30 protein-coding genes and 1 riboswitch are annotated in these 25,586 nt (G+C 65.6%); of the genes, 2 read left to right on the top strand and 28 right to left on the bottom strand.

The annotated features are described in order from the left end of the window. Window positions 1–46 precede the first annotated feature (46 nt). Window positions 47–143, bottom strand: a riboswitch (glycine riboswitch). A gap of 94 nt (window positions 144–237) precedes the next feature. Continuing rightward, window positions 238–777: a TetR/AcrR family transcriptional regulator gene (locus ACPFL9_RS04875; protein ID WP_426006145.1), complete on the bottom strand. Its 540-nt coding sequence runs from the start codon at window positions 775–777 to the stop codon at window positions 238–240. Window positions 778–851: 74 nt separating this feature from the next. Here ACPFL9_RS04875 and ACPFL9_RS04870 point away from each other — a divergent pair, with 74 nt between their 5' ends. Then, the gene (locus tag ACPFL9_RS04870) at window positions 852–2,402 is read left to right on the top strand and encodes an MFS transporter (RefSeq protein ID WP_426006144.1); all 1,551 of its coding nucleotides are present in this window, start codon (window positions 852–854) and stop codon (window positions 2,400–2,402) included. A 69-nt stretch (window positions 2,403–2,471) separates the two neighbouring features. Here ACPFL9_RS04870 and ACPFL9_RS04865 read toward each other — a convergent pair whose 3' ends face one another. Further along, the gene (locus tag ACPFL9_RS04865) at window positions 2,472–3,287 is read right to left on the bottom strand and encodes a sigma-70 family RNA polymerase sigma factor (protein ID WP_426006143.1); all 816 of its coding nucleotides are present in this window, start codon (window positions 3,285–3,287) and stop codon (window positions 2,472–2,474) included. Between the two features lie 223 nt (window positions 3,288–3,510). Here ACPFL9_RS04865 and ACPFL9_RS04860 point away from each other — a divergent pair, with 223 nt between their 5' ends. Then, window positions 3,511–4,008 carry a flagellar protein FlgN gene (locus ACPFL9_RS04860; protein ID WP_426006142.1) on the top strand — a complete coding sequence of 166 codons (498 nt, stop codon included), beginning with the start codon at window positions 3,511–3,513 and terminating at the stop codon, window positions 4,006–4,008. Here the strand turns inward: ACPFL9_RS04860 and csrA are convergent. The 26 genes from csrA to ACPFL9_RS04730 form a co-directional block, all read right to left on the bottom strand. Beyond that, window positions 3,979–4,254 (bottom strand): carbon storage regulator CsrA, encoded by a 276-nt coding sequence (gene csrA, locus ACPFL9_RS04855; protein WP_426006141.1) that lies wholly within the window; start codon window positions 4,252–4,254, stop codon window positions 3,979–3,981. The two genes, ACPFL9_RS04860 and csrA, sit on opposite strands and share 30 nt — an antisense overlap. A gap of 4 nt (window positions 4,255–4,258) precedes the next feature. After that, entirely contained in the window at window positions 4,259–5,299 is a 1,041-nt protein-coding gene (locus ACPFL9_RS04850) for a hypothetical protein (protein ID WP_426006140.1), read from the bottom strand. After that, a complete protein-coding gene (locus tag ACPFL9_RS04845) occupies window positions 5,277–7,325 on the bottom strand; it encodes a flagellar biosynthesis protein FlhA (RefSeq protein WP_426006139.1) in 2,049 nt (682 codons plus the stop codon). The genes ACPFL9_RS04850 and ACPFL9_RS04845 overlap by 23 nt, the downstream gene beginning before the upstream one ends. Beyond that, entirely contained in the window at window positions 7,322–8,407 is a 1,086-nt protein-coding gene (locus ACPFL9_RS04840) for an EscU/YscU/HrcU family type III secretion system export apparatus switch protein (protein WP_426006138.1), read from the bottom strand. Before ACPFL9_RS04840 ends, ACPFL9_RS04845 begins: the two co-directional genes overlap by 4 nt. Beyond that, window positions 8,407–9,165 carry a flagellar biosynthetic protein FliR gene (locus ACPFL9_RS04835; protein ID WP_426006137.1) on the bottom strand — a complete coding sequence of 253 codons (759 nt, stop codon included), beginning with the start codon at window positions 9,163–9,165 and terminating at the stop codon, window positions 8,407–8,409. The genes ACPFL9_RS04840 and ACPFL9_RS04835 overlap by 1 nt, the downstream gene beginning before the upstream one ends. Before the next feature lies 1 nt (window position 9,166). Next, a complete protein-coding gene (fliQ, locus tag ACPFL9_RS04830; protein ID WP_387438055.1) occupies window positions 9,167–9,442 on the bottom strand; it encodes a flagellar biosynthesis protein FliQ in 276 nt (91 codons plus the stop codon). Next, complete coding sequence (fliP, locus tag ACPFL9_RS04825; RefSeq protein WP_426007491.1) at window positions 9,442–10,227, bottom strand: flagellar type III secretion system pore protein FliP; 786 nt, start codon at window positions 10,225–10,227, stop codon at window positions 9,442–9,444. Before fliP ends, fliQ begins: the two co-directional genes overlap by 1 nt. A gap of 101 nt (window positions 10,228–10,328) precedes the next feature. Further along, complete coding sequence (gene fliO / locus ACPFL9_RS04820) at window positions 10,329–10,832, bottom strand: flagellar biosynthetic protein FliO (protein WP_426006136.1); 504 nt, start codon at window positions 10,830–10,832, stop codon at window positions 10,329–10,331. Further along, the gene (fliN, locus tag ACPFL9_RS04815) at window positions 10,833–11,537 is read right to left on the bottom strand and encodes a flagellar motor switch protein FliN (RefSeq protein WP_426006135.1); all 705 of its coding nucleotides are present in this window, start codon (window positions 11,535–11,537) and stop codon (window positions 10,833–10,835) included. Beyond that, entirely contained in the window at window positions 11,534–12,430 is an 897-nt protein-coding gene (locus ACPFL9_RS04810; protein ID WP_426006134.1) for a flagellar motor switch protein FliM, read from the bottom strand. Before ACPFL9_RS04810 ends, fliN begins: the two co-directional genes overlap by 4 nt. Before the next feature lie 66 nt (window positions 12,431–12,496). Next, window positions 12,497–13,315 (bottom strand): OmpA/MotB family protein, encoded by an 819-nt coding sequence (locus tag ACPFL9_RS04805; RefSeq protein WP_426006133.1) that lies wholly within the window; start codon window positions 13,313–13,315, stop codon window positions 12,497–12,499. After that, window positions 13,312–14,085 (bottom strand): motility protein A, encoded by a 774-nt coding sequence (locus ACPFL9_RS04800; protein ID WP_426007489.1) that lies wholly within the window; start codon window positions 14,083–14,085, stop codon window positions 13,312–13,314. Before ACPFL9_RS04800 ends, ACPFL9_RS04805 begins: the two co-directional genes overlap by 4 nt. Window positions 14,086–14,134: 49 nt before the next feature. After that, window positions 14,135–14,416: a flagellar FlbD family protein gene (locus tag ACPFL9_RS04795; protein WP_426006132.1), complete on the bottom strand. Its 282-nt coding sequence runs from the start codon at window positions 14,414–14,416 to the stop codon at window positions 14,135–14,137. Between the two features lie 132 nt (window positions 14,417–14,548). Continuing rightward, window positions 14,549–15,721 (bottom strand): flagellar hook protein FlgE, encoded by a 1,173-nt coding sequence (locus tag ACPFL9_RS04790; RefSeq protein ID WP_426006131.1) that lies wholly within the window; start codon window positions 15,719–15,721, stop codon window positions 14,549–14,551. Between the two features lie 40 nt (window positions 15,722–15,761). Then, window positions 15,762–16,172: a flagellar hook assembly protein FlgD gene (locus ACPFL9_RS04785; protein ID WP_426006130.1), complete on the bottom strand. Its 411-nt coding sequence runs from the start codon at window positions 16,170–16,172 to the stop codon at window positions 15,762–15,764. 18 nt (window positions 16,173–16,190) lie between these two features. Then, window positions 16,191–17,828, bottom strand: a complete 1,638-nt coding sequence (locus ACPFL9_RS04780) for a flagellar hook-length control protein FliK (protein ID WP_426006129.1) — start codon at window positions 17,826–17,828, stop codon at window positions 16,191–16,193. Next, window positions 17,828–18,472, bottom strand: a complete 645-nt coding sequence (locus ACPFL9_RS04775; protein WP_426006128.1) for a C40 family peptidase — start codon at window positions 18,470–18,472, stop codon at window positions 17,828–17,830. The genes ACPFL9_RS04780 and ACPFL9_RS04775 overlap by 1 nt, the downstream gene beginning before the upstream one ends. Beyond that, entirely contained in the window at window positions 18,469–18,894 is a 426-nt protein-coding gene (locus tag ACPFL9_RS04770) for a flagellar FliJ family protein (protein WP_426006127.1), read from the bottom strand. The genes ACPFL9_RS04775 and ACPFL9_RS04770 overlap by 4 nt, the downstream gene beginning before the upstream one ends. Further along, window positions 18,891–20,204, bottom strand: coding sequence for a FliI/YscN family ATPase (locus ACPFL9_RS04765; RefSeq protein WP_426006126.1), 1,314 nt, complete (start codon window positions 20,202–20,204; stop codon window positions 18,891–18,893). Before ACPFL9_RS04765 ends, ACPFL9_RS04770 begins: the two co-directional genes overlap by 4 nt. Further along, a complete protein-coding gene (locus ACPFL9_RS04760; protein ID WP_426006125.1) occupies window positions 20,201–20,800 on the bottom strand; it encodes a FliH/SctL family protein in 600 nt (199 codons plus the stop codon). The genes ACPFL9_RS04765 and ACPFL9_RS04760 overlap by 4 nt, the downstream gene beginning before the upstream one ends. Beyond that, window positions 20,790–21,755, bottom strand: a complete 966-nt coding sequence (gene fliG / locus ACPFL9_RS04755) for a flagellar motor switch protein FliG (protein ID WP_426007488.1) — start codon at window positions 21,753–21,755, stop codon at window positions 20,790–20,792. Before fliG ends, ACPFL9_RS04760 begins: the two co-directional genes overlap by 11 nt. A gap of 53 nt (window positions 21,756–21,808) precedes the next feature. Beyond that, complete coding sequence (fliF, locus tag ACPFL9_RS04750) at window positions 21,809–23,443, bottom strand: flagellar basal-body MS-ring/collar protein FliF (RefSeq protein WP_426006124.1); 1,635 nt, start codon at window positions 23,441–23,443, stop codon at window positions 21,809–21,811. After that, window positions 23,443–23,742, bottom strand: a complete 300-nt coding sequence (fliE, locus tag ACPFL9_RS04745) for a flagellar hook-basal body complex protein FliE (RefSeq protein WP_426006123.1) — start codon at window positions 23,740–23,742, stop codon at window positions 23,443–23,445. Before fliE ends, fliF begins: the two co-directional genes overlap by 1 nt. Continuing rightward, window positions 23,742–24,134 carry a flagellar basal body rod protein FlgC gene (locus ACPFL9_RS04740; RefSeq protein WP_426006122.1) on the bottom strand — a complete coding sequence of 131 codons (393 nt, stop codon included), beginning with the start codon at window positions 24,132–24,134 and terminating at the stop codon, window positions 23,742–23,744. Before ACPFL9_RS04740 ends, fliE begins: the two co-directional genes overlap by 1 nt. After that, window positions 24,134–24,475 carry a flagellar basal body rod protein FlgB gene (locus ACPFL9_RS04735; protein ID WP_426006121.1) on the bottom strand — a complete coding sequence of 114 codons (342 nt, stop codon included), beginning with the start codon at window positions 24,473–24,475 and terminating at the stop codon, window positions 24,134–24,136. Before ACPFL9_RS04735 ends, ACPFL9_RS04740 begins: the two co-directional genes overlap by 1 nt. A 138-nt stretch (window positions 24,476–24,613) precedes the next feature. Further along, window positions 24,614–25,255 (bottom strand): cyclodeaminase/cyclohydrolase family protein, encoded by a 642-nt coding sequence (locus ACPFL9_RS04730; protein ID WP_426006120.1) that lies wholly within the window; start codon window positions 25,253–25,255, stop codon window positions 24,614–24,616. Window positions 25,256–25,586 lie beyond the last annotated feature (331 nt).

Here is a 25,586-nt window from a genome sequence, read left to right as displayed (position 1 = left end):
CCGCGCCGGTGGTGACGCGTTCCTGCCTGCTGCTTTCCAGAGTTGCCTCGCCGCGGCGGTGCATGGGCCTGAGAGATTCCTGGGGAGGGTTTGCTCCTACGGCGCCTGCATCACGTACTGCAGGACTCTCCCGCCGCAGATCAAAGGCTTGTTCAGTTGTCTGTGGGCGCTGGGAAGGCGCGCCACAAGGCTTAATTCTCCTACGCGGCGGGCGCCGCCGCAAATGGTGCAGGCGGCCTATGCCCGCAGGCGCTCCAGCACCTTCAGGAGAATCCCGACGTCGGCCTCCCGCCTGCCGTCGCCCGTCTCCTGGCCGCCCTCGAACATCGCGTTAAAGTACAACCCATCCCCCATGTAGCTGACAGCCTTGGCCACGTCGGGCCCCACATCCTCAGCCAGGACATCCAGCCACTGTTGCTGGATACCGGCGAACCGCCGTCGTGTTTCCTCATGGGCGACCTCCGCCAACCGGGTCGCCGCCACGAAGGCCCGGTCCATGGGCGTCCCCGCCCACAACGAAGAGCGGATGAAGTAGGCAGCCGCTCCATCGGGAGCAGCTTTCATCTGTTCTATGTCTTCCTGCGCGAGATTGTCGAGGCGTTCCAACAGCGCCGCGATCAGCGCCTCCTTGTTGGGAAAGTGGTAGAGCAGCCCGCCCTTGGAGACACCGGCGCGCTTGGCTACGGCGTCGAGCGTGGCGGCCCGTTCGCCGACCTCGATCAGGAGGGCTTCGAAGGCATCCAGGACCGAGTCCTTGGCTACTGGTTTTCGTGGCATGGGTTCCATCATCCCCTATTGCTGTGGGCATTCCGAAGTTGAAACTATACCGTCCAGACGGTACAGTTATTACCATGTTCACCCAGTCTTCGACCCCAGCAACCCCTGTCCGCCAGCAGTCCGCGCAGGACCGGGCACCGTGGCGCGACTGGGCAGCACTGGCCCTGCTGATGGTCCCGGTGCTGCTGGTCGCCGTCGACAACACCGCCCTCACCTTTGCTCTTCCGGAAATCGCCCGGTCCCTGGAAGTTGGCGGTGTCCAGTTGCTCTGGATCGTGGACTCCTACCCGCTGGTCCTGGCCGCCCTGCTGGTCTCCATGGGCAACCTCGGCGACAGGATCGGACGACGGCGGCTGCTCATGATCGGCAGCACGGGCTTCGCGGCGGTGTCGGCTGCTACAGCCTTCGCGCCGTCCGCCGAGTGGCTGATTGCCGGCCGCGCCGCCCTGGGCGTCTTCGGCGCCATGCTGATGCCCTCCACCCTCTCCTTGATCCGGAACATCTTCACGGATCCCAACCGCCGCAGGCTCGCCATCGCGGTGTGGGCCGCCGGCTTCTCCGGAGGCGCTGCGCTGGGCCCCATCTTTGGTGGCTGGCTGGTGGAGCACTTCTGGTGGGGTGCCGTGTTCCTCGTGGCGACCTTCCTGCTGCTTCCCTTGCTCGCTCTCGGCACCACGCTCATCCCCGAGTCCAAGGACGCCAATCCCGGCCGGGTGGACGTGCCCAGCATTGCGCTGTCCATCCTGACCATGGCGCCGTTCGTCTATGGCATCAAGGAATCCGCCGTCCATGGCTTCGGGGCGACCGCCCTGGCATTCATGGTCTTTGGCCTGGTCATGGGCACAGTGTTCGTCCGGAGGCAGCGCCTGTTGGAGAACCCCATGCTGGATGTCCGCCTCTTCGGCAACAAGGTGTTCAGCACGGCGATCGTGGCCAACGTCCTGTCACTGTTCTCCATGACCGGGTTCATCTACTTCTTCGCCCAGCACCTGCAGTTGGTGGAGGGGCAGTCCCCCATGGAAGCGGGCATCGCCATGATTCCGGCCCTGCTCGCCACGATTGTTGCCGGACTGTTGGTGGTGCCGCTGGTCAAACGGATCAGGCCTGGATTCGTGGTCGCCGCCGGCCTGAGTTTCAGTGCCGTGGGCTACCTGGTGGTTGTGGTGAGAGACCACGGACACGGGCCGGTGTTCCTGCTGTCCGCCCTGACCATCCTTGCCGTTGGCGTGGGAGCAGCGGAAACAATCTCCAATGACCTGATCCTGTCCTCCGTCCCGGCCGACAAATCCGGAGCCGCATCCGCCATCTCCGAAACGGGCTATGAACTTGGATCCCTGCTGGGCACCGCAGTGCTCGGTTCCATCCTGACGGCGTCTTACCAGCACAACCTCGTCCTGCCCGAAGGCCTGTCCAGCCAAGCCGCCGGAAACTCCGGGGAGACACTGGCCGGAGCCGTGGATGCAGCCGCGGCTCTCCCGGCACCCTTGTCTGATGCCCTCACCTTGGCCGCCCGGGTCGCCTTCGAATCCGGCGTCCACATCACGGCGGCGATCGGGCTGGTACTGATGGCTGGAGCGGCAGTGCTTGCCGCCGTCGTACTCCGCAGGGTGCCCAAGGCGCGCTAAAGGCGCCTCCAGGCAGTCGCAGCAGGAAGCCCGGGCCATCCCACGGCCCGGGCTTCCTGCTGCCTGCTGCTAGACGGCTTGATTGAGCGAGGACCCAAGGCCCAGGCCCCGGGTGATCCCTCCGGTGGTCGCCGTGGCCAGCGCAGCCAGGTAGTCATTGCGTCGCCGGGCGGTGATTCGGGATTCAGGTTCAAAGGGCTGGTCGGGGTTGTCCGCGTAATGGGCTGCCAGGCCGTCGCGCATGAGGCGGATGCCCTCGGCCCGCTGCTGCGACACTGCGGCGTGGGTCGAACCGAGTTCCTCGGCAAGGTCCTTCACGGAACGGCCGGCAAGGTAGATCTCCTGGATCACGAAGCGCATCTTCTCCGGAAGGGAGTCGACGGCGGCCCGCAGATACTTGATGCGCTCGTCCGCGAGGACAGAGTGTTCAGGGGACGGAGCGCCGGAGGCCACGGTATCTGCCACCACCTCGTCCAGCGAACTGAGCGTCCGGGCGGCATCGGCCAGGGCAGCTTCCACATGGCTGCGTTCCACGCCCAAGGCAGAGGCCAACTCCGGCACCGTAGGAGTACGCCCCAGCACGCCGGTGAGGGTTTCCTGGACGGCCATGGTTTCCTTGATGCGCTTCCGGGCCGAACGGGTGGCCCAGTCGCTGGCCCGCATCTCGTCAGCAAAGGCACCGATGATCCGACGGCGCGCAAAGGCACCAAAAGGAACACCGAGATCCGGATCAAAAGAATCAGCGGACGCAATAAGGGCCAACGACCCCACGGAAGCAAAATCGTCGCGCGATAAATGTGACGCACGCGCGCAAAGGTCAGAGACCAGGTAACCAACGAGCGGAAGGTGCTGCAACACCAGCTCGTTGCGCTGTTCGCGATTCAAATGTAAGTCCCCCCATGAGACCGGATTATTGAGTTGCAACGGACCCTGAACAGCTGTTCCACCGGCGCCGGGAGACCAATCACGGCGACGTTTCAGGACTTCGTCCAGGTACGTGTTCAGTGAACATATCACCTGAAAACGACTCTGCGTGTACGCTCGACACAAGAAACCAAAAAGCCTGCTAAATCGTCATTCAGGCTTTGCAATAAATGATTGGGGAACCGTGGGGGCGGACGAACTGTCGGCAACGCTGTGGCGTGAGCGAAGGCAACTGGATTTCCTGCTTTTTCTCCTGGAAACACAGCTCCTGCATCTCCGGGCAGGCAACTGGCACCGGTTGAATTTCACTGCCACCGAACTTGAAAAGGTTCTGGAAAACCTCCGTTTCGAGTCCCTTGCCCGCGGCGTGGAGGCCGCCTCTTTGTCGGCCGAATGGAAGGCTCCCCACCACACCACTTTGCCCGGCCTGGTATCTGCAGCGCCGCCTGGACCGTGGCCGGGACTTTTGGGCGAGCATCTGCAGGGCATGGCGGAATTACAGGCAAAGATCGACAACGCGGCCTCGGACAATGCGGCAGCCCTTCAGGCCGGGCCGCCGCCCGGGGCTCCCGGCCCGGACGAACTCGCGGACCTTGCCGTGCAGGCCAATGTTGGCCGGGCGCTTGCTGCGGTTAGCGCGGCATCTCTTCCGTCACTGCGCGATTTCCTCGGGCCTGCCTGACGGGACGTCCTTGCGGGCGGCTGGGGGTTGGAGGCCGGCCAGGAGCTGTTCGGCGTCGGGTCCCGCCTGGGCTGCGGCGAGGTTGGCGGCCGCGATCGCCTCCACCACCTCGCTGCGCTGGATGGAAACACCCCGGGGCGCCTCGATGCCGATGCGCACGCCATCACCCCGGCCCTCCATGACGGTGATGACAATGTCGTCGCCGATCATGATTTTCTCGCCCGGCTTGCGCGTCAGTACCAACATGCTCTCAATGTACCTTTCCCAGCGTGGCTGCTGCTGCGGGCCTGCCATCGACCCATCCCACCGGAAGGCCGAGTTCGTTGACGGTCTCGGGCGTGCCGGTCTGTGCGGCTCCAATGACAGCGAGCGCGTGGACGGCGATTGACTCACCCGCCAGGCCGGCGCGCAACGCGCCTGACCACCCTGCGGTGTCCTCTGCCTTCATCCGGGCGTCGGCCACGACCCACACCTGATCGGGCGCCAGCAGTGCAATGCGTGACGCCTGGCCGGGCGCATCCCCGGCAACCCCCAGCCCGTAAGCAACCACAACGGTATGGCCGGTCAGAACGGCCTGGGCGCGTGCCGCCGTCGCGCTGTGCCGTCCGTCCACGTGGAGGTGGCCGAACGCGGTGAGCTCCCCTGCCGTCCTCACGTCGGCGCCGCCTGCGGCCTGTGACATCTGCAGCGCAACGTCCAGGGCGTCGTCACCCAGGCCCAGGAGCAGGACCAGGTCGCCGTCGCCGGCCAGGAGTTCGGGCACCTCGGCAAACGCAGCGCTCGACGGCGGCAGCGTCACCACCGGGGCCGGCGGCACCGCCGGGGGCAGGGCCGGCGGGGGCGGGGCCGTCGGCGCGGATGTCCGTTCCAGTTCCTTGCCCAGTTGTTCCAGCAGCCCGGCGAAATCCGGCGAGGCCGTCGACACGGGGGCAGCCGCAGCGCCGGCGGAGGGCCTGGCCCGGTGCAGGTGAAGCTCCTCGGCGTCGGCCCGTTCCAGCAGCGCTGCAATGGCGGTGCCGTCCAGGTCATGGGCAGAACCGGGGTCGCGTGGGTGCTGCGCAGCCTTGACCGTCATGGCAGGCGCCCCGGGGACCTCCGCCGCAGCCTGCCCTGCAGGCTTGTCGCTGACTTCCACCGTGGCCTCGAAGCGGTTGGCCGCGAACAGTCCCACGATTCCCGGATTGGTGACTTTTTCGGCAGCCACAATCCGGGCACCGGGCCCGTAGTGCTGCAGCGCCTTGGCCCGGATCGCTTCCAGGGAGGACCCCTTAAGCATGTAGCGCTTCGGCATAGCGCACCACCCCCACGGTCTCGATGCGCAAATGGGCAGAGGTGACTTCCCGGTACGACAGGACGGGGACACCGCCGTCGGGGGCCGCCACCAGGCGACGCACGGCGGGGCGCAAGGCAGGCGCGCACACCAGCACCGCTTGGCGGCCCGCCGCCGCGGCTTCCTCCACTGCGGTTTTGAGGGACGCCAGGACGCCGTCCAGTTTGGCTTGCCCCATGACGATCTGGGCTCCACCTTCCGCGGGCCGCATGTCCTCCAACATGGACTGCTCCAGGAGGGGGTCGATCATCACCACGTTGAGCACCCCTCCGTCCAGGTACTTGGCCGCCAGTGCAGGCCCCAAGGCGTTCCGCGCCGACTCGATCAGGGCCTCCGGGTCGGTTGATACCTTGGCGCGCAGGGCCAGGGCTTCATAAATCCGGGGAAGGTCGTTGATGGGCACTTGTTCTTCCAGGAGGCCTTCGAGGACACGCTGGATTTCGGCCAGGGAGAGCAGCCCGGGCGTGAGTTCCTCCACTGCGGAGGGACTCTGCTTGCGGACGCCTTCGGTGAGGACGCGGACGTCTTCGCGGGTCAGGAGCCGGGCGGCGTTGGCCGTGATGATTGACGACAGGTGGGTGACCAGCACGGAGACACGGTCAATGACGGTGGCACCGGTCATCTCGGCACTGTGCCGCATCTCCGTGGGCACCCACTTGCCGCTCAGGCCGAACACCGGTTCCACGGTTGCGGTCCCGGGAAGGGCGTCCAGGAATTCGCCGAGGGCCAGGAGCTTGCCCGACGGCGCCACTCCCCTTCCAGCCTCGACGCCGGCGATGCGGATGGCATAGGTGGAAGGTGGCAGGTCCAGGGCGTCCCGCGTCCGGACGGGCGGGACCACGAGGCCCAGTTCCATGGCGATCTTGTGGCGGAGGGAGCGCACCCGGGCCAGGAGGTCGTCGGAAGCGCCGGAGACGATATCCACCAGATCCGGGGCGAGCAGGATCTCCACGGGGTGGATCCGCATCTCTTCCATGAGCCTCTCGTTCGGGTCTTCCGCAGCTTCCACAGCGGCGTCCTCGGCCTCCTGCGCACTGGCACGTGACTTCTGCAGGGCGGTCGCCCGGCGTGAGGCAAACACCAGCAACGCACCCACCAGGAGGAACGGCAGGATGGGCATGCCGGGGATGAAGGCCATGCTGGCTGCGGCCAGGCCTGCGATCAGCAGCGCGTTGGGCGACTGCATCAGCTGGGAGGACGCCGTCCGCCCCATGTCTTCCTCGGCGTTGGACCGGGTAACGATCATGCCGGTGGAGACGGCCATGAGGAGGGCGGGGATCTGGGTGACCAGGCCGTCCCCCATGGTGAGCAAGCCGTACGTGTTCAGGGCATCGCCGGCTTCCATGCCACGCTGGAGCACACCAATGGCGATACCGCCCACGAAGTTGATGATGATAATGATGATGCCCGCGATCGCATCACCTTTGACGAACTTGGAGGCACCGTCCATGGCACCGTAGAAGTCGGCCTCGGCGGAGACCTCGGCGCGGCGTTTCCGGGCTTCGGCGTCCGTGATGAGCCCCGCGTTGAGGTCGGCGTCGATGGCCATCTGCTTGCCCGGCATGGCGTCCAGGGTGAAGCGCGCCCCGACTTCGGCCACACGCTCGGCACCCTTGGTGACCACCACGAACTGGATGACCACCAGGATGAGGAACACCACGGCACCGATGATGAGGGAACCGCCCACGGTGACCTTGCCAAAGGCCTCGATGACCTGGCCGGCGAATCCCTGCCCCAGCACCAGTCGGGTCGAGGCGACGTTGATCCCCAGGCGGAAGAGGGTGGCCACCAGCAGCAGCGAGGGAAACACCGAGAAGTCCAGGGGCTTCTTCACGAACATGCTGGTTAACAGGATCAGCAACGCCAGCAGGATATTGCACACGATCAGGAAGTCGAGCAACGGCGCCGGCAGCGGCACCACCAGGAGCAGCACGATCCCTACGATCCCCACGGGGACGGACAGCCGGGCGAACCTGTTGTTGTTCATGGCTGGAAACTCTCCTTCATGCGATGGATTCCCCGTGCTGCTCCCCGGGTCTTGAGCGACATCACGAACGCAAGGACAGCAGCCACGGCGCGGTAGAGTTCCACGGGAATCTCCTGCCCCAGCTCGCATGCCGCATGGACAGCCCGTGCCAAGGGAATGTCCTGGACCATGGGCACCCCTTTGCTTTCGGCTTCTTCCCTGATGCGGGCCGCGATGATTCCCGCACCTTTCGCCACGACGCGCGGTGCCGAGGTGCCGGCGTCGTATTTCAAAGCAACTGCCACGTGCGTCGGGTTCACCAAGACCACATCAGCCTCCCCGATCGCAGCGATCATGCGGTTCCGGCTCATGCTGAGCTGCCGTGAGCGGCGCTGGGACTTCACCAGCGGATCGCCGTCGGTGTTTTTGTTCTCGTCCTGGACTTCCTTCCTGGACATCCGGGTCTTCTTCCGGTTGCGCCGCATCACCACGAAGATGTCTGCCGCGGCCAGGATGAGCCCGGCAGCCACGGCGAACTGGATGAGGGCCCCGATCCCGCCTGCCGCGGCCGCGAGCACGCCCGCCACCGGCAAGCCGCCGGCCGTCAGGAGCACGGGCATCAAGCCCTGGATCACGGTGTACAGGACAAGACCCACGACGGCGGTCTTCAGCAACGCCTTTACCCCGCCCCACAGCGCCTCGGCACCGAACATCCGCTTGAAGCCGGCCAGCAGGTTGAAGTGCTCGAACTCCGCACGGAACTTCTTGAAGCGGATACCGCCCTGCAGTGCCGAACCGGCCAGGACCACCACAGTGACCGCCAGCAGCAAGGGGCCAAGGATCCCGGCGAGGGAGCCCAGTCCCGTTTCCAGGGCAGCCACGGCCTTGCCGGGCTCGGGATCGTTCATGACGCTCTTGACCGTGAAGAGCTGGTCCACTGCGGCGTTGGACGCGTGGTCGATGGTGGCCGGCAGCATTGCCGCGGCGCCTCCCACGGCGAGCCAGGCCAGCAGGTCCTGCGACCTGGAGAGCTGGCCCTTCTCCCGGACCTCGCGCATGCGTTTGTCCGTGGCTTGCTCGGTTTTCTCCTGCGAATCCGCCACTACCCCACCCCCAGGACCGTTCGGGCGGCCAATTCGGCCAGCGATGCGACCAGGCGCGGCAGTGCCAGGAAGAGGAACCCTGCCAGGGCCAGCGTGATGAGGATTTTCAACGGGAAGCCGAGCGCGAAGGCATTCAGCGCAGGAGCCACGCGCGTGAGCAGACCAAGCCCGACGTCGGCCAGCACCAGGACCACCAGCAAGGGACCCGCAATCTGGACTGCGGAGATGAACATGCCGGTGACGGCCCCAACCATGGCGTCCACGGGTTTGCTGAGGTCGATGCCGCCGGCGAGTGGCAAAGCGTTGAAGCTGCCGGTGAGGCCGCCTATGACCAGCTGGTAACCGTCGGAGGCGAAGAGCAGCGCAAGGGCAGCCATCTGCAGCAGACGGGTGAACTGGGCTCCGTTGACCATCATTTGCGGATCGAAGGCCTGGGCCATCTGGAATCCGCTGAAAAGGTCGATCAAGCTTCCAGCGGACTGGATGGCGGCGAACACGGCCATCACCAGGAAACCAAGAACCAGGCCAGTGACCAGTTCCAGGACGACTGCTGTGATGAAGCCCGCGGTGTCCTTGGGGATGGCATCGGCGGAAAGACGCTGCGAGACGGCCAGGCCGAGACCGATGCCGAGCATGGCTTTGATGCGCGCAGGGATGGCGTGATGGGCGAAAGGGGGCGCTACCACCAGGAAGGCCGTCATGCGGACCGAGGCCAGCAGCAGGACCTGGATCCACGACTGGTTGATGGGAATGTCCACCTCACGCGCCACCGATCAGCCCGGGGATGCGCGTGAAGAGCTCGTTGGTAAAGGTGACCATTTCCGAGATCATCCAATGCCCGCAGACCACCAAGGCGATGGCCACGGCGACAGCCTTGGGCACAAAGGACAGCGTTGCCTCCTGCAACTGCGTGATGGACTGCAGGAGGGAAATCGCCAAACCCACCACCAATGCGGTGACCAGTGTGGGAGCGGCCAGCTTGGCGGCGACGATCATGGCCTGGAGGCAGATATCCAGGACTGCGTTGGTATCCATCAGCTGCTCGAATAGCTCTGGATCAGGGACGTGATCACCAGGCCCCAACCGTCCACCAGGACGAACAACAGGATCTTGAACGGCAAGGAAATCATGACCGGCGGAAGCATCATCATGCCCATGGACATCAGGGCTGCCGAGACCACGAGGTCAATGACCAGGAAGGGAATGAAGATCACGAAGCCGATAATGAATGCGGCCCGGAGCTCGGAGATCATGAAGGCCGGAACCAACGTCTGCAGCGGGACTGCCTCAGGGTTGTCCGGATTTTCCATGTTCGCCGCGCGGGTCATGAGGGCGATGTCCTCTTCCCGGGTATGGGCCAGCATGAAGTGCTGCAGCGGCGTCCAGCCCGCGGACATGGCTCCGTTGAAGTCCAGGCCGCCATTCAAGTAAGGCTGCACCGCCACCGTGTTGATGTCGGCGACAACCGGCCACATGACAAACAAGGACAGGAACAGAGCCAGGCCGGCCAGGACCTGGTTGGGCGGGATCGCAGGAAGGGACAGAGCGTTCCGGGTCATGGCCAGGACCACGAAGATCTTGGTGAAGGACGTCATCATCAAAAGCAGCGCCGGCGCCACGGACAACAGGGTGATGCCAATAAGAGTGACGACCGCCGACGACGGCGTTCCGTCCAGGCCATTGATGTCGATGCTGACGTTGCCACCGGTTCCCGGATCCGCTGGCGGGGTGGGCGGCGTGGGCTGCGTGGGGTCGATCGGTGCTGCGTGCGCTGCGGTTCCGAGCCACAACAACACAGCCGTGAGCAGGAGGGCCGACAGCGCCGGAAGCCACGCCCGGTTCCTGGAGCGTGGCCGTGCTGTTGCTTCCGGCGGTGCTGTTGCCGGGGCGGCGACCAAGGCACCGGAGCAAGCGGAAATGCTCAATTGCGGCGTCCCCTGAAAGCATCTGAGGCCTGGCGCCACGTGGAGGCGGAAAGGATGGAGCCGTGCAGCGGGTGGCTCTGTGCAGGCGCCCCGCGATGCAGTTCGGCCCGCCGGCGGACCACGGGAATCTGTCCGGTCACCAGTTCAGTCCGGGGCACCTGGTCCCCGGACGCCTGCCGGAAAAGCTGGGCGAAGCTTTGTTCCCCGATGACCTTCGGCTGGACGGGTTCGATGTGGTCCGCGGGCACTGCCGGAGCATCGCTGCTGTGCAGCACCGTGACATTGTGCTCGGTCACGCCCAACAGGAATCGTTTGTCCCCGGCATCGACCACCACCACGGAAGCCTTCTGGCCCACAGCCTGGCGGCTCACCACGGACAGCGTGGAATCGGCACGACGCCGTCCCTTGCCTTTACCGAGCCTGCGCTGCAGGAGCCAGATCACTGCCAGCACGGCACCGAGGGCCACCACCACCCGCAGCCCGAGGATGAATGAATCCATCTACAGCGTTCCCTCTGCCCCGTCCAGGATGCGGGTGATCCGGACAGCGTAGTCCTGGTCCACCACAACTACTTCCCCATGGGCAATCAGGCGTCCGTTGAGCAAGACATCGGCAGGTGCCCCCGCGGATCGGTCAAGTTCGATCACCTTGCCCGGTTCCAGCGCAAGGGCGTCCCGCACCGACATCCGGGTCCGGCCGATCTCCACGGTCAGCGCCATTTCCACGTTGCTGATGAGGCCCAGGCGGGCACCCAGGTCATCCTGCCCGCCCCGGGAGGAACCGCCGTCGTTATCCCGCACGCGGACAGCGAACCAGCCGAATGCCGTTCCCCCATCACTGAGCTCGAACACCACCGTGGCCGGGTCCTGCAGCAGCCCGGCGGCATCTTCCTCCCGCAACTCCCCCAGCACGCCGGCGTCGAACGCTGATGCGGCCTGTTCCAGAGCGGGACGCAGGACGTCGCCGGCAGAAATCTGCGCGCCCGCAACGGCGCCCCCGGCAGCGGCGAGGAACGAGTTGTCCACGAGCAGGAGCGCAAAATCGGCCGTGGAAGCTCCCACGAATGTTGCAGTCACCGCCGGTGACGCATACGGAGCGGCAACGTCGGCAGGAACGATGCCCGCCACGGTCAGCAGCGAGGAAGCCGGCAAGTGCTGCGCCAGTCGTTCCGCTGCCGCTTCCTGCAGGGTCAAGGTAATGCTCATCGCTGGTGCTCCTCGGTAGTGACAATGACAGCGGCGGCCCGCGACCCGTGGCGGGCAGCGGCCGCGGTGGCCAGGCGGGTGCCGTTGATGGCGACGTCGAACGGCCGGTTCTCCAGGTGCGGCAGCGGCAGGACATCGCCGACGGCGAGGGCCAGGATCTGCGCGGGAGTCACCTGCGCGGGGGTCAACTGGATGGCGACGTCCACCGGCACCTGGGCGAGTTGTGCCCGGACGAGGGCCTCGTTGTCGAGGCTGTGGACCGTGGGATTGACATCGCCCAGCCTGGAGAGGAGGACATCTGCCGGAACAGCCAGCGTGGACGTGCACTGGGTCCCGCCCACGTTCACGCTGAATCCGGCAACGATCATCAGCTCGGACGGCGCGGCAGCCTGGGCGAACTGGGAGTTGTACTGGATGCCATCCATGGTCACGGACTGCGTCAAGAGGTTGCCGAGGGAGTACTTCAGGTCCTCAAGGACTTCCTCCACTATGCGGCTGAGAAGGGCGTACTCGATCTGCGTGAACTTGCGTTCCGGGACGGCCGAGTCCGTGGAACCACCCAGCATCCGGCTGAGCCAGGTCAACGCCGCGGTTGCCGGGAACTGGATGACGAGCCGGGAATCGGTGTCCTCGATCCGGCACAACACCATGGACGTGACCGAGGGCAACGAAGCAGAGTACTCGTCGTAGCTCTGCATGCTGAGGTGTTCCAGGGTCGCCGTGGACTTGAGCCGGACCTTGGCCGTGAGCTGGGTTCCCCACTGGCGGGCGAACGTCTCGAACGCGACTTCCAGGACACGGCTGTGCTGGCGTGGCAAGGTGGTGGGCCTGCGGAAGTCATAGACGTCCACAGTGCGCTGCCGGTCCGCCGCGCGATCTTCCTGTTCTCCCACGGACGGCACTATCGGCCCTTAAGTTGCGGACGTAAGGCGATTTTTCTGCCGGTTTTAGACGGGCGGCTACTTGGCCTTTGCCGCCGCGGCTGAATCCTTGGTCTGTTCTTCCAGTGCGTTGGGAATCAATGCACGGATGTCCTCCGGACGGTCGGAGACGAGCACAATGTCAACGCGACGATTGAGCTCCATGAGCTCTTCCGTGGAGTCGTCCGTGACCTGCCTGGCTGCACCGAAAGCCACCGCCCCTATCCTGCCCGGTGGCATGCCGGACTGGTCCACGAAATATCGCAGAACATTCACCGACCTCGCCGCTGAAAGTTCCCAGGTGGAGGCATAGGCGGTATAGCCCTTGGCTGCGTGGCCCTCAATCATCACTTCCAAGCCGGAACCCACCACGGTAGGTGCAATGGCCTTCAGGATCTGGAGGGCTTTGGGTGTCAGGTCCGGCATGTCCGGTTGGAAGAACGTCTGCGAGCCAACGAGCTTGACCGTGAGTCCGCGCTCCCCCACTACGAACTCCACGTTCTTATCCAGCCCCTGCGACTGAAGCTGGGCCTGCATGGTCCCTTGGAGGGCGGTGAGCTTGGTGACTTCCTGGGTCGCAAGGTCCAGCGGCGAGAAACCCTCTCCGTTGGCGGTAGTCAGTTCGCCGGGAACCACCACGCCACTGGCGGTATCCACTTTCTGGCTGATCTCCGTACCGAAACCCGTGGCCAGGGAATTGCGGAGCTTCTCGAACTTGATCTGGTCCACCGACGACATGGCAAAGAGCACGATGAACATGCACATGAGCACCGTGACCATGTCCATGTAGGAGGCCATCCAGCGTTCGTCGACGTGGTGCTCTTCGGGTTGCGCCCCACGTTTCCTGCGCGACCTCATGCGGCCCTGGACGCTGTCAGCTTGCCGGTCTTGCCGCCGTCGTTGGTTTTGTTGTTCGCGTCATTGGCCTTGCCCTTGGGGTCGGCCGGAACCATGGCGCGCAGGCGCTCGGCGAGCAGCAGCGGCTGGGTGCCGTTTTGTACCGCGAGGAGGCCTTCCATGAGGAGGTTCATCCGCTCCACCTCAAGCTCGGACAGGCGCTTGAGCTTGGAACTGATCGGGAGCCAGATGAAGTTGGCAGACAGGAGGCCCCACAGGGTGGCAACGAAGGCTGCCGCGATCATCGGTCCAAGATGGTCCGGCGAGGAGAGGTTTTCGAGCACATGCGTCAGCGAGACCACGGTTCCGATAATGCCGATGGTTGGTGCATACCCGCCCAAGGCCGCGAAGAACTTGGAGGCCACATGGTCCGCGCGCATGCGGGTGTCGATCTCGTCCTCCATGAGGAGCCGGAGTTCCTCGGCGTCGGTTCCGTCCGCAATGTTCTGGAGCGAGCGCGCCAGGAACGGATCCTTGGCACTGTTGGCTTCCTCCTCCAGGGACAGGAGTCCATCGCTGCGGGCCTTTTCCGCGAGGCGGACCAGCTCATCGATGCTCGCACCGGCCTTGGCGGGCTTGCCCACGAAGACCTTGGGGACCTGCTTGAACGACTGGATGACATCGGGGAGGGTGTTCCCGGCCAGCCCCACGGCAATGGTTGCGCCGAACACCAACACCATGGGCGCAGGGAGGAGCAGGGACATCAGGTTGGCATGTTCCAGGGTGACCATGACCACCACAGAGGCAAAGGCGAGCAGCAGGCCGATGATTGTCACAGGGCTACCTTCCGTTTCGGGGAGTGGTCGGGTTTTCCGGTTCCGTGGACGCCGGTGGCACCAGGCTGAGCGGGTAGCCGGTGGTCCGCGGCAGGTCCTGCGCCCGCCGCAGCACACCCGCACGGTATTCCGCGATCAGTTCCACCACCTCAACCAGCGATTCGCGCACCACGTAAGCCGCGCCGTCGAGCGTCACCAAATGGGTGTCCGGGCTTTCATGGATGCGCTCCAGAATGTCCGGATTGACGGCGAAACGTGTGCCGTTGAGGCGGGTGACAACGATCATGTGCTGTTCTGCTTTGGCTTGGGGTGGGTGTACTTCCTACCATCGGCCGGTCGCGGCGCAGCGTTAGGGCCTGTTAACGAAACCTGCCCCTGCCCTCCCTGACGGAGAGGACAAGGGCAGGAATCCAAGGATCTAGCGCTTGAGGTTGCTCAGTTCCTGGAGAACTTCATCCGAGGTGGTGATGATGCGGGCGTTGGCCTGGAAGCCACGCTGGGCCACGATCAGGTTGGTGAACTCCTGGGACAGGTCCACGTTGGACATCTCCAGGGAACCCGAGCTGAGGGAACCCAGGCCTGCGTCGCCGGGAACACCAAGCTGGGCTGCACCCGAATTGGCCGTGGCAACGTAGGACGACCCGCCGGCCTTCTCCAGGCCCTCGGCGTTGGTGAAGCGGGCCAAGGCAACGCGGGCCAGGACCTGCGTGCTGCCGTTGCTGAAGGCACCCACCAAGGATCCGTCGGCAGCAAGGGTGAACGACTCAAGTTTGCCGGCCTCCGCCCCGTTGTGGCCTGTGACCGTGAGGGTGCTCATCTGCGCGAAGCCGGTGACAGCGCCGAGATCCACGGTGATCCCGCCAACGGTCAAGGATCCACCGGAGGTCAGTGCACCGTTGGCGAAAGTGAGGTTGCCCGAACCCGTCGCACCGTTGGCGTCGGCGCCCGCCACGCTCCATCCGGTGTTCGTGCGGCTGAAGGTGAGGGTGAGGGCACGTTCTGCACCGTTGCCGTCAAATACCTTGACCTGCCGCTCCAACGACGTGCCCACGGCTACGTCGGACGGCAGGTTCCCGCCCAGGGCTGCCGTTGTAGTTGCCACCGCCGGAGCCGTCGTGTTCGGGGACAACGTGATCGGCCCCGTGAGTCCTCCAACGTTCAACGCGCCGTTGGCGGCGGACCAGCCCTGGAGGATGCCGCCGTCGGGCGCGGTCAGACGGCCCGCGGCATCCAGCTGGAAGTTGCCCGCACGCGTGTAGAACTGCTGGGTTCCCTTCGCGGTGACGAAGAAGCCCTCACCGGAAATCATCAGGTCGGTCCCACGGCCCGTGCTCTGCGATGAGCCCTGGCCAAAATTTGTGCTGATACCGGCCACCCTGACTCCCAGGCCCACCTGGGCGGGGTTGGAGCCACCGGCGTCCGGCTGCGGCGCGGCAGCACCCTGGGTCAGCTGGGACAGCGTGTCCTGGAACTGCGCGGACGAGGACTTGAAGCCGGTGGTGTTGACGTTGGCGATGTTGTTGCCAGTGACGTCGAGCATGGTCTGGTGGGCGCGGAGGCCGGAAATTCCGGAGTACAGCGAACGAAGCATGGTGTTGCCTTTCTTCGGGGGGTCTGGGTGTTGTCTGTGCTTAGGCGGCGGTGATGCCGGTAATGCTGTCCAAGGGCACCTTCTTGTCGCCGACGCTGACCAACGGAACCCCGTCGGCGAAGGACACGGAGGTTGCTTTTCCCGATCCTTTGGTTCCGTCGGCGAGCGCGTATTCCACGGTGGTGCCGATAATCTGCGCGGCGGCCGTGCGCATCTGCAGCGAGAAGCTCTCCTTCGAGCCTGCGGTGAGTTCGGTCATTTTCTCCATCATGGACAGCTGTACCGACTGGCTCATCATCTGGTTGGTGTCCATGGGGGCGCTGGGATCCTGGTACCTCAGCTGCGTCACGAGGAGCTTCATGAAGACCTCGGAGTCCATCGTCTGGACGGGCTTGCGCACGCTTTGGCCGCTGTTGGCCTGGACGGCACTCGGGATGGCTTCGATGGTCACGCTGTTCTCTCCTTCACATCAGACGAGGATGTCCAGTTGGTTGGGGCTCTGTGCTTGTTGCGGGTCAGGTGCTGTTTCCACTGCCTCTGTTGGACCGGAACGCAAGGTGCCGTGGTACCCGGCGTGCCCATGCTGCCTGCTGCCCGCTCCCGTGTCCTTGGGGGCGTCCTGTGGGCTGTTCTGCGACGACAGGCTCAGGCTCGCCCCGGAATCCTCCAGGCCGCGGCGCAATTCCGGCAGCACGTGGCGAACGGCTTCCCGGCCCGCGTCCCCGGCGGCGAACAACTCGATCCGCACACCCGTGCTGTCGATGTGTGCCCTCACCGTCAGCGGACCCAGCTCCTCGGGTGAGACCTGCAGCGTCATCACGTGCTCCCCCGGATTGCCCGATGCCAGCGTAAACAGGGGTTGGGCGAGCTGGTGGGTCAGGGGCTGGTGCGGGGTCGGTGGTTGCGGCTGCATGCCTGGGTGCGGTTGGGCATGAAGTACGACGGCGGGAGCTGCCTGCGTGGGTGCGGGGACTCCCGGTGTGGCTGGCTGGGGGACGCCGGGGGCTGGCTGGATTGAAGCAGCATCGGCCGGCTCAATGCCGGGCTGCCGGGTGTGGTGCGCGCCGAACATCGGGACCAAGTTGTGGGCTTTGCTTTCCGGTTTGGTTGCTTCGGCGGCTATTGCGTCCGTGGTTGCGGGTGCGTAGCCGGCGAGCGGCGATCCGGCTCCCCTGCCGGCAGGCGTGCTTTCCTGCGGGAAGGCACTCCCTTGGGCCCCGTCAGGCATGGCACTGGCTGTTCCGAGTCCCGGCATTCCGGTGGCACCGGTCTTGCCCCCTTCGACGGACACTTGCGCACCGGCGGGCAGGAGTCGTCGTGCGGGCAGGGAGTCGTCCACGTCGGGCGTTGCTGCGGGGCCGAGATCTCCTGCCGCAATACCCTGGCCCGACTCGATGCCCGGCTGCAGGTCATGCCGCGCGAGCGGCACAGCCGGCAGTGGCCCCACGAATTGGTCCTGCGTGGCTTCGGCTGAGCCTGTGCGAGCGGGCGTTCCGCCGGTCGTTCCCCCGGGCGTTGCCCCGGGCGTTGCCCCGACTGAAGCCAAGGGTACGTCTGCGGAGACTCGCGCCGGTTCGATGCCTTGCTGCGGGCTGGACGGCAGGAGTCGCCTCATGGGCAGGGACTCATCGAAACGGCCAGGAATTCCGACGCCGGGATCTCCTGCCAAGGACTCCCCTGCAGCAACACCCTGACCCGATTCGCTGCCCGGCTGCAGGTCATGCGGTATGCCCGGGCCCAGGGCGGTCGGTTGCGTTGGGTCGAAGACAGGTACCGCCGGAGTCGCCGGGGCGGACACAGGTGCGGCCCCGGCCTGTAGTGGACCCGCCGCATATGCCGCTGTGGCAGCACCGGTGTCGATGACTTCCCGTGGATCGCAGGGCAGGAGTCCCTTGACGGGCAAGGATTCGTCCAAACGGCCAGGCACTTCACCGGCGGGCACTCCAACCGACGAATCGCCCTCCACAGATGCCGGTCTGAGCAAGGCCCCGAGGATCGCATCGAACGCCGCAGCATCCAAAGGTCCGGAAGCTCCAGCCGCTCCGGGACCCGCGGGAGCGCCGGAACCGGCTTGAACGCCACCGGCAAAGAAGGAAGCCACCTGCATCAAGCACCCCCGGCCGGGACGATCCTGCGAATGGACGTGAGGTTGGAGTACTTCTCCCAGGCATCCCGGATCTGGATGGTCTGCCCGGGCACGGGAGCATCGATGGCCTTGCCGTTGCCCAGGTAGATGGAGATGTGCTCGCCCCCGTAGCTGACCAGGAGATCCCCTGGCTTGGCCTCGGCAAGGGACGCAACCGGTGTGCCTTTCTGCATCTGGTCGCTCACCACGCGGGGCAGCTCCACGCCGAGGTCCTTGAACACGCGCTGTACAAAGCCGGAGCAATCCATGCCCACGGACGGGTTGGTTCCACCCCACACGTAGGGCACCCCGATGTACTTCCTGGCCGCAGCAACCACGGCGTCGCCCGTGGCTCCCCCGCCTCCGGTGGCGGTGGCAGCGGAGCCCTGGATCGGCGTCGTACTTCCCACGGCGGACAGGACGGAGGCGGCGCCGGAAGTCCCCATCGCCGAACTGAGCGCCGCAGCGAACGGGGCAGCGCCTGCCGATGCCGCCAGGGACGACGAGGACGCTGAAGACGCCGAAGCCGCCGCAGCTGATGAGGCAGCAGCCGAAGACCGCTCCGCCAACTGCTGCAGCGAGGCCTCGATGCTCTGGATCCGGCCCAGTGCTTCAACCATGCTCATGAGCCGGCCTTCCTGTGCCACGCTGTGGAGGCGATCTCGTCCAGGGCACCCTGTTCTGCCCGGAGCTCTGAAGCAACCAGGGCCGTGTCGTGCCGGGTTTCCAGTTTCTCGAGTCCAACAGCCCGGCGGCGCGCCTCAGTGTAGTCAGCCTGCGCAGCGGCAGCCTCGAGATCCGCGGCAGCAGCCAGGGCGTCAAGCTCCGCGAGCATGCTCTGCGCGGAGGCACGTGCTGCAGCAACCCCTATAAGGGAGGTGGAATCAACCACGGTCCCGGCCGAATCTGCAATCGCTGACCGCGCCTCCGCCCGGCGCTCGCGCAGTGAGGAAGACCGCGAGTTCGCCGCAGCCAACCCTGATTCCGCGGCCTTCTGCTCGGCCTGCCGAAGCCTCAACAACCCTGCCAAGGAGAACTGTCGGTTCACGCTGCTCCTTCCAAAGCAAAGTGGGTGGAGAGTCGGGAAAGCCAGGCCCACGACTCGCCAAGCAGGGAGGACGTGTCCATGCCCTGGCGCAGGAACTGGTTGATGGCAGCCTCGCTGTCCAGGGCCGCGTCCACCAGCGGGTTGCTGCCGTGCCGGTACGCTCCGACGTCGATAAGGTCCTGGGCGGAACGCCGTGCGGCGAGGACCCGGCGCAACGCGACGGCGAGCGCGGTGTGCGCGGGATCGTTGACTTTGGACGCCACGCGGGACACCGATCCCAGGACGTCGATGGACGGGAAGTGCCCTGTGACCGCGAGTTTCCGGTCCAGGACCACATGTCCGTCCAGGATCGAGCGGGCGGCGTCGGCAATGGGCTCGTTGTGGTCGTCGCCGTCCACCAGCACCGTGTAGATCCCGGTGATGGAGCCGGTTTCCGCGGTTCCGGCCCGTTCCAGGAGCCTCGCCAGGACGGAAAAGGTCGACGGCGGGTAGCCGCGTGTCGCGGGCGGCTCACCTGCTGAGAGTCCGATCTCCCGCTGGGCCATGGCCACGCGGGTCAGGGAATCCATCATGAGCACCACGTCCTGCCAGGCTTCACGGAACGACTCCGCGATCCGGGTTGCGGTGACCGCGGCGCGAAGGCGCATGAGGGCAGGCTCGTCGGAGGTCGCAACCACCACCACGGACCGGGCGAGCCCTTCCGCACCCAGATCGTCTTCCAGGAACTCGCGCACTTCGCGTCCGCGCTCGCCCACCAGCGCAATCACGGACACTTGGGCATCGGTTCCACGGGCCACCATGGACAGCAACGAGGACTTGCCGACGCCCGAGCCGGCGAACAGGCCCATGCGCTGCCCGCGCCCCAGGGTACAGAGCGTGTCCAGCACACGGACCCCGGTCTGCAGGGGCGTATCGATGCGGGCACGGAGCATGGCATTGGGTGCCTCCTGGTCCGACGGCACCCGGTTGGCAACGGACAGCGGCCCTTTCCCGTCGATCGGCCGGCCCAGCGCATCAAGGACCCGCCCCAACAACCCTTCGCCGGTGGGAACCAGCACAGGGCTCCCGGCAGCCCGTGCAGGAGCCCCCGCGGCGACGCCTCTCAGCCGGCCCAGGGGCATGCACCGCACTCCCCCGCGCACGGAGGCGACCACCTCGGCGTCGAGCGTTCCGGCTCCCGAGCCAACCGTGACCAGCTCGCCCACGGCGCAGTCCAGCCCGGCAACCTCCAGGCCCAGGCCCAGCACAGAAGTCACGGTGCCAACCCTCTGCGGCGCGGCAGCAGCCAATGCCGCAGGCAGGCCCCTCATGCCCGGTCTCCCAACAGCGCCTGGCGTGCACGGTCCAGCGCCGCGCCGAGCCGTGCGTCGATCCACCCCTGTTGATAGTCGCCGATCGCGTCGCCCGGGTTCAGCGCGGCGTCGGCTTTGAGTTCGACGCCGGGAGGAAGCACGACGCCGGCAGCCTCCAACGCGGCCACGTCGCCCGGGTGCAGGCGAACCACGGTCACGGTTGCGTCAGGCTGCCCGAGGGCACGGTTGAGTGCGGCGCGGGCTGTCCGGTGGCCGTCGGCAAGCTCGTAGCCGAGGATTGCTTCCGCGAGATCCAGCGCACCGGCGGCCAGCACGTCCTCTGCCGCGGCCACGGAAACCTCCTGCCGACGCTGCGCCGCCTCAGCTGCGGCCCCCAAAACGGCGACGGCATGCGCCACAGCCGAGCGGCCGGCGTCGAGCATGTCCCGATGCTCAGCCAGCAGCTGTTCCCGCATCCGGCGCTGTTCTGCCGCGGCGGCCTGCATTCCGGCGGCGTATCCGGCCGCGTGGCCCTGGGTGAAGCCGCGGTCCGCGGCGGGTTGCCCGGCGCTCAGGACCGGAAACGTGACGCGTGTGTAGGGCTCAGTAGACAAAGTCGTCCTCATCCCCGCGCCGGACTACGATTGCGCCCTCGGCCTCGAGTTCGCGGATGGACCGCACGATGTCAGCCCGGGCTTCCTCAACCTGCGAGGCACGGACGGGACCGGAAGCGTTCATCTCCGATTCCAGGATTTCCAGGTTCCGGCCGGACATGTTGGCGCGAATCGTGTCCAGGACAACCGGCGGGGCGCCCTTCATGGCGACGGCAAGAATGTTGGCACTGACGCCACGGAGGATCTGCTGGATATCGCGCGGCTCCAGTTTCACGATGTCCACGAACGTGAGCATCCGTGCCCGGACTTCGCTGGCAAGGTCCGGATCGAGCGTGCCCAGGCCATCGAGCACGGACCGCTCGGTGTTGACGTCGGAGCGGTTGATGATGTCCACCAGGGGCTGGATTCCGCCGACAACCTCGTTGGTCTTCCGCTGGGACATCACTGCGCCGGCACGGAGCTTGAGTGTTTCGGCCACGATTCCCACGGCTTCCGGCGAGGCCGAACCCATGGTCGCGATGCTCCGGGCAACCTCGATGCGTTGGGCGTCCCCCAGCCCCGACATGACCGCGGAGGCCTTGCCCGGACGCAGGTGGGCGAGGATCAGCGCAATGGTCTGCGGCAGCTCGCCGTCGATCAAGGCCAGGATTTGCCCGGGGTCCATCATTTCCAGGAACTCGAAGGATTTCCCGGCCATGGTGGAGGCGAGGCGGTCCATGAAACCTGCGGCTTTGTCGGCGCCGAAGGACGCTTCCAGGAGTCCGACGGCGAATTCCTGGCCACCGCGGGCCGTGCGGCGGCCGCTGACGGCCAGTCCGTGGAACTCGTTGATCACATGGTCCGCAACCACGGAGGAAACGCGGCGAAGACGGACGATCTCGGCGGCAATGTCCTCCGCCTCGGATTCGGAGAACTGGGCCATGACCGCAGCGGCACTGGCCGGACTCATCTGCATCAACACCACGGCCACCTTCTGCACGCCGCTCAGTGCTGAGGCTTCCGGGAGGCTCACACCGACTGCCTTTCATCCATAAGTCCTCGGAGGTACTCAGCCGTCCGGGCCGGGTTGTCCGCCACCATGGCCTCGATTTGGGCACGCTTGAGGTCGCCGTCCAGGGCCTCGGCCGCCGGGGGCGGGAGGGCCGGGGTGGGTTCCAGTGGAGCCACGGGTTGGATGGAGGTGAGTTCGATCGCCGTCGTGGGCGGACCTGCGATCGCCGGAGCGGGGATGGCCTCGGGCAGGGCGTCGAAGTCGGGGCGTTCACCAAGGTCCACGGGTTCCCGGCGTTGGCGGCGCTTGAGCATGATCAACACGGTCACGATCAGGGCAATGGCTGCGAGCATGATGCTTCCGGCCGTGATGAGCGTGTTCATGAGCGCTGCGTCCTTGGCCGCTTCGGCGTCCGCCTGGGCAGCTCCGAGCGCTTCGGCAGCTTTGTCAGCCGCCGCGGTGCTGAACGGAAGGACTTCCACGGTCACCACGTCCCCGCGTGCGGCGTCGATTCCGGCGGCCGATGTCACCAGGGCGCGCACCGAGTCTACGTTGACTCCCCCGGCGGCGGACTGGTTGATGGCCACGGAAATGGTCTGGCGCTTGACTGCGCCCTGCGGGATGGTCCGGTCTTCGGTGACCTTGTTGACCGCGTTGTTCCTGGTGGTGTCGCTGGATTCGTAGGAACCATTGGCAGCCGTTCCTCCCGGGACCGCGATGTTGTCCGGCCCCAGGACACCGGCAGCACCGCCGCCTGTGCCCGTGTAGTTCTCGGTCTTGGTGGACTCACTCAGTGCCGGCGTATTGGCAGCAGGAGTGAAAGTTTCACTGCGCTGCTGGGCCGACTCGGCGGTGACATCGGCAGCCACCGCCACGGTCGAGTTGCCCGGGCCAACCACGCTGTCGAGCACCGTGCGGACCGCCTCCGACGTGCGCTGCTGATAGTCCGTTGCCTGCTTGGACGAGGACCCCGTGGCTCCCCCGCCAACCGTGGAGAGGACATTGCCCTGTGAATCCACCACCGACACATTGGTGGGCTTCAGGTTTTCAATGGCGGCGGAGGTCAGGTGCACAATCGCCTGGACCTTGTCCGAGGACAGCGTGGTACCCGGCTGGGTCTCGACGAACACCGAGGCCGTGGCCTCCGGAGTGGTGGAAACAAACACCGACTTTTCCGGAACAGCGAGCTGCACGGCTGCGGACTTCACGCCGTCCATGGCCTGGATCGTGGTGCTGAGCTCCCCTTCAAGGGCCCGTTTGTACGTCACTGACTGCTGGAACTCCGACGACGTCACGCCCAGTTTGTCCAGCAACGAATAACCCGTGGCCGCGGCGGTCGGCAGGCCGGCAGCTGCGGCCTTCAAGCGCTCGTCGTACACCTTGTCCTCGGGGACGAGGATGGTGGAACCGCCGTTGCTCAACTCGTAGGGGACGTTGTCCTTGCGGAGCTGCTCCACGATGCTGTTGGCGTCCGTGTCCTTCAAACCGGAGAACAGCGGAGAATAGGCGGGCTTCCCCAGCCACGCAGCCAATGCCACCCCGCCGAGGGCCAGCACGGCAACACCCAGGATGGCCAGCGTTCGTTGGGCAGGGCTGAACGCCTGCACACCGCTGCCGAGTTTACGGAAAAACCGTGAAATCGCCGGTGGCATCAGGCCTGCATCCTCATGATCTCGTTGAATGCGTCAACACCCTTGTTCCGCACGGCCGCCACCAGTTCGAACGTCACCTGGGCTCGCGTGGCAGCGAGGGTTGCTTTGTGAATATCGTCAAGGTTGCCTGTCACAGCAGACACGGCCAGTTCCTTCGAGGCCGACTGCAGGGACTGCAAATCGTCGACGGCGCCAGTCAGGGCGGTGCCGAAGTCACCCCCGGCGCTGGTCGGCTTGGCGGTCCCGGCGTACCCTGTGCCGCTGACACCCTGGACGCTCTCAATGGGCCCTAAGGACATCAGGATTTTCCGATCTCGAGCGCTGCCAGGTACGTTTCGCGGGCGCGATCAACCACCTGGGCGTTGGCTTGGTAGCCGCGCTGGGCGATGATCAGGGTTCCCATTTGTTCGGAGAGGTCGATCTCCGGGTACTTCACGTTCCCGTTCGCATCTGCCAGGGGGTGGTCCGGCTGGTAGACGATCCTTCCCGTGGCGTCACCCAGGGGCGTGCTCTTCACATAAACGCCCTGGCCGTCGTTGCCCTCGGCGGCCTCGATGTAGCGGGCGCGGAAGACCTCGCCGTCCGTACTGGCAGCGTTGTTCATGTTGGCCAGGTTGTCGGACACAGCATCGAGCCACTTTCGGTGGACGGTCAGCGCCGAGCCCGCAATGCCAATTGCATCAAAAGTCATCAGTTTGTCCTCAACGCCGTGCGAAGGGACGTGAACTCACCGGCAACTGCCCGCGCAGCGAACTGGTAGCGCAGCACGGTATCGATGTTGGACATGGTCTCGGTGTCCAGGTTGACGTTGTTGCCATCAGTGCGGGTCGGCTCATCCGACGGGGAAATCGTGGCGTTGACGCTGCCGTCCCCGGACTGCACGGAGGCCGCGAGCTGGTCCTCGAAAGAGACCCTCTTGGCCGTGTAGTTGGGGGTGTTGATGTTCGCGATGTTGTTCGCGATGGTCCGCTGGCGCAACGACAGCGCATCCATGGCGCTGGCCAAGGCGACGGAAGTCACGGATTCAAGCACAAAGTCCTCACCTGGTGGTGTTCGTAAGGCCAATCCGTGGCCAAGCATCGAGCGATCCCTGCTCAGCAACAGTTATCGACACCGCACTATCGGACGTTAGGAGAATCCCCAATAAATTTTGTAAACCCGGCGCAGGCTTCACAACGCGTCGGTCGGGGCTGCTCTGGTGTCCACGTGGGCGGTCAATTCGTCGATCTGTTCCATCGCCCCACTCAACCGGCCCACCGTCTCCCACAGCCCAGGGTGCTCCGCACGTACTTCCTCCAGCGAGGTCCCACCCTTCGCCAGGGCAGCAAGGTCGAAGCTGACATTGGTCCGGGCTCCGGCAATCGCGGCCCTCAGGGCACCAAAGGCTACGACGACATCGGCAATCAACGCGGGATTCCCGTGCTCTGCCAGCCAGCCCAGGTCCCCAATAGCTGCGATGGCGTGGTCACCCAGCACTGCAGAAGCCTTGGCCGCTTCCACGGACGCCTGGCGGATGGCCTCCTCACGCTCCGGTCCTGGATCCAGGCGGAACGCCGCCCCGAAAGCCTTGGACGCCACCGCGTCCTCGTCCGCCAAACGAAGGGCAGTCTCCCGCAAGGTGCGTGCCCGTTCCAGCAGGTCTTCCCCGGCATTATCGGAGTACCCCGCAACCATGGACGTCAAGGAGGCTGCGATGCCGAGCATCACGCCGGTCCCGGCTCCACCGCCGGGTGAGCCGCTGGACTCTGCCAGGGCCCTGGTCCAATCCTCCACAGAGGAGCGTTGCGTGGTGATCTCTTCGGAAACAGCCATGCAACCCAGTCTGCCATCAGGCTTCCTCGCCACCCCCGCCTAGCACCCAACTAGGTCGCATTTGTGCGCGTTTTGAGCGCTCAAAACGCGCACAAATGCGACCCAGCGTGTGAGTGCCTTCGGCGCGCCGTGATCCGGGAAAGTATGCGGTTGGCTCGCCTGGGCTCTGGTGGGCTCTGCCCATACGGGTTGATCATGGGATTGTTCGTCTCGGTGAACGCCGGCCCAACTTGGTGCCTTGAGTCCGTGACCCAGCGTGGCGTGGAGGGCTTCCACGGGAACCGTGGATTGTTGCTTTCAAGCACGGGTACTAGATTCCTGAATATTCTCC

The organism is Paenarthrobacter sp. NyZ202 (assembly GCF_049860755.1).
Taxonomy (GTDB): domain Bacteria; phylum Actinomycetota; class Actinomycetes; order Actinomycetales; family Micrococcaceae; genus Arthrobacter.
The sequence above is the reverse complement of the archived record's forward strand: the minus strand, read 5'-3'. Positions and strand labels throughout refer to the sequence as shown.

Coding starts and splice junctions, on each gene's coding strand:
- ACPFL9_RS04790 (WP_426006131.1), bottom strand. CDS start 15,721: ATGCTTCGTTCGCTGTACTCCGGAATTTCCGGCCTCCGCGCCCACCAG.
- ACPFL9_RS04870 (WP_426006144.1), top strand. CDS start 852: ATGTTCACCCAGTCTTCGACCCCAGCAACCCCTGTCCGCCAGCAGTCC.
- ACPFL9_RS04800 (WP_426007489.1), bottom strand. CDS start 14,085: ATGGTCACCCTGGAACATGCCAACCTGATGTCCCTGCTCCTCCCTGCG.
- ACPFL9_RS04780 (WP_426006129.1), bottom strand. CDS start 17,828: ATGCAGGTGGCTTCCTTCTTTGCCGGTGGCGTTCAAGCCGGTTCCGGC.
- fliG (WP_426007488.1), bottom strand. CDS start 21,755: ATGCAGATGAGTCCGGCCAGTGCCGCTGCGGTCATGGCCCAGTTCTCC.
- fliF (WP_426006124.1), bottom strand. CDS start 23,443: ATGCCACCGGCGATTTCACGGTTTTTCCGTAAACTCGGCAGCGGTGTG.
- ACPFL9_RS04850 (WP_426006140.1), bottom strand. CDS start 5,299: ATGCCGAAGCGCTACATGCTTAAGGGGTCCTCCCTGGAAGCGATCCGG.
- ACPFL9_RS04765 (WP_426006126.1), bottom strand. CDS start 20,204: ATGAGGGGCCTGCCTGCGGCATTGGCTGCTGCCGCGCCGCAGAGGGTT.
- fliE (WP_426006123.1), bottom strand. CDS start 23,742: ATGTCCTTAGGGCCCATTGAGAGCGTCCAGGGTGTCAGCGGCACAGGG.
- ACPFL9_RS04875 (WP_426006145.1), bottom strand. CDS start 777: ATGCCACGAAAACCAGTAGCCAAGGACTCGGTCCTGGATGCCTTCGAA.
- ACPFL9_RS04775 (WP_426006128.1), bottom strand. CDS start 18,472: ATGAGCATGGTTGAAGCACTGGGCCGGATCCAGAGCATCGAGGCCTCG.
- ACPFL9_RS04795 (WP_426006132.1), bottom strand. CDS start 14,416: ATGATCGTTGTCACCCGCCTCAACGGCACACGTTTCGCCGTCAATCCG.
- ACPFL9_RS04845 (WP_426006139.1), bottom strand. CDS start 7,325: ATGAACAACAACAGGTTCGCCCGGCTGTCCGTCCCCGTGGGGATCGTA.
- csrA (WP_426006141.1), bottom strand. CDS start 4,254: ATGTTGGTACTGACGCGCAAGCCGGGCGAGAAAATCATGATCGGCGAC.
- ACPFL9_RS04730 (WP_426006120.1), bottom strand. CDS start 25,255: ATGGCTGTTTCCGAAGAGATCACCACGCAACGCTCCTCTGTGGAGGAT.
- fliO (WP_426006136.1), bottom strand. CDS start 10,832: ATGGATTCATTCATCCTCGGGCTGCGGGTGGTGGTGGCCCTCGGTGCC.
- ACPFL9_RS04740 (WP_426006122.1), bottom strand. CDS start 24,134: ATGACTTTTGATGCAATTGGCATTGCGGGCTCGGCGCTGACCGTCCAC.
- fliN (WP_426006135.1), bottom strand. CDS start 11,537: ATGAGCATTACCTTGACCCTGCAGGAAGCGGCAGCGGAACGACTGGCG.
- fliQ (WP_387438055.1), bottom strand. CDS start 9,442: ATGGATACCAACGCAGTCCTGGATATCTGCCTCCAGGCCATGATCGTC.
- ACPFL9_RS04805 (WP_426006133.1), bottom strand. CDS start 13,315: ATGAGGTCGCGCAGGAAACGTGGGGCGCAACCCGAAGAGCACCACGTC.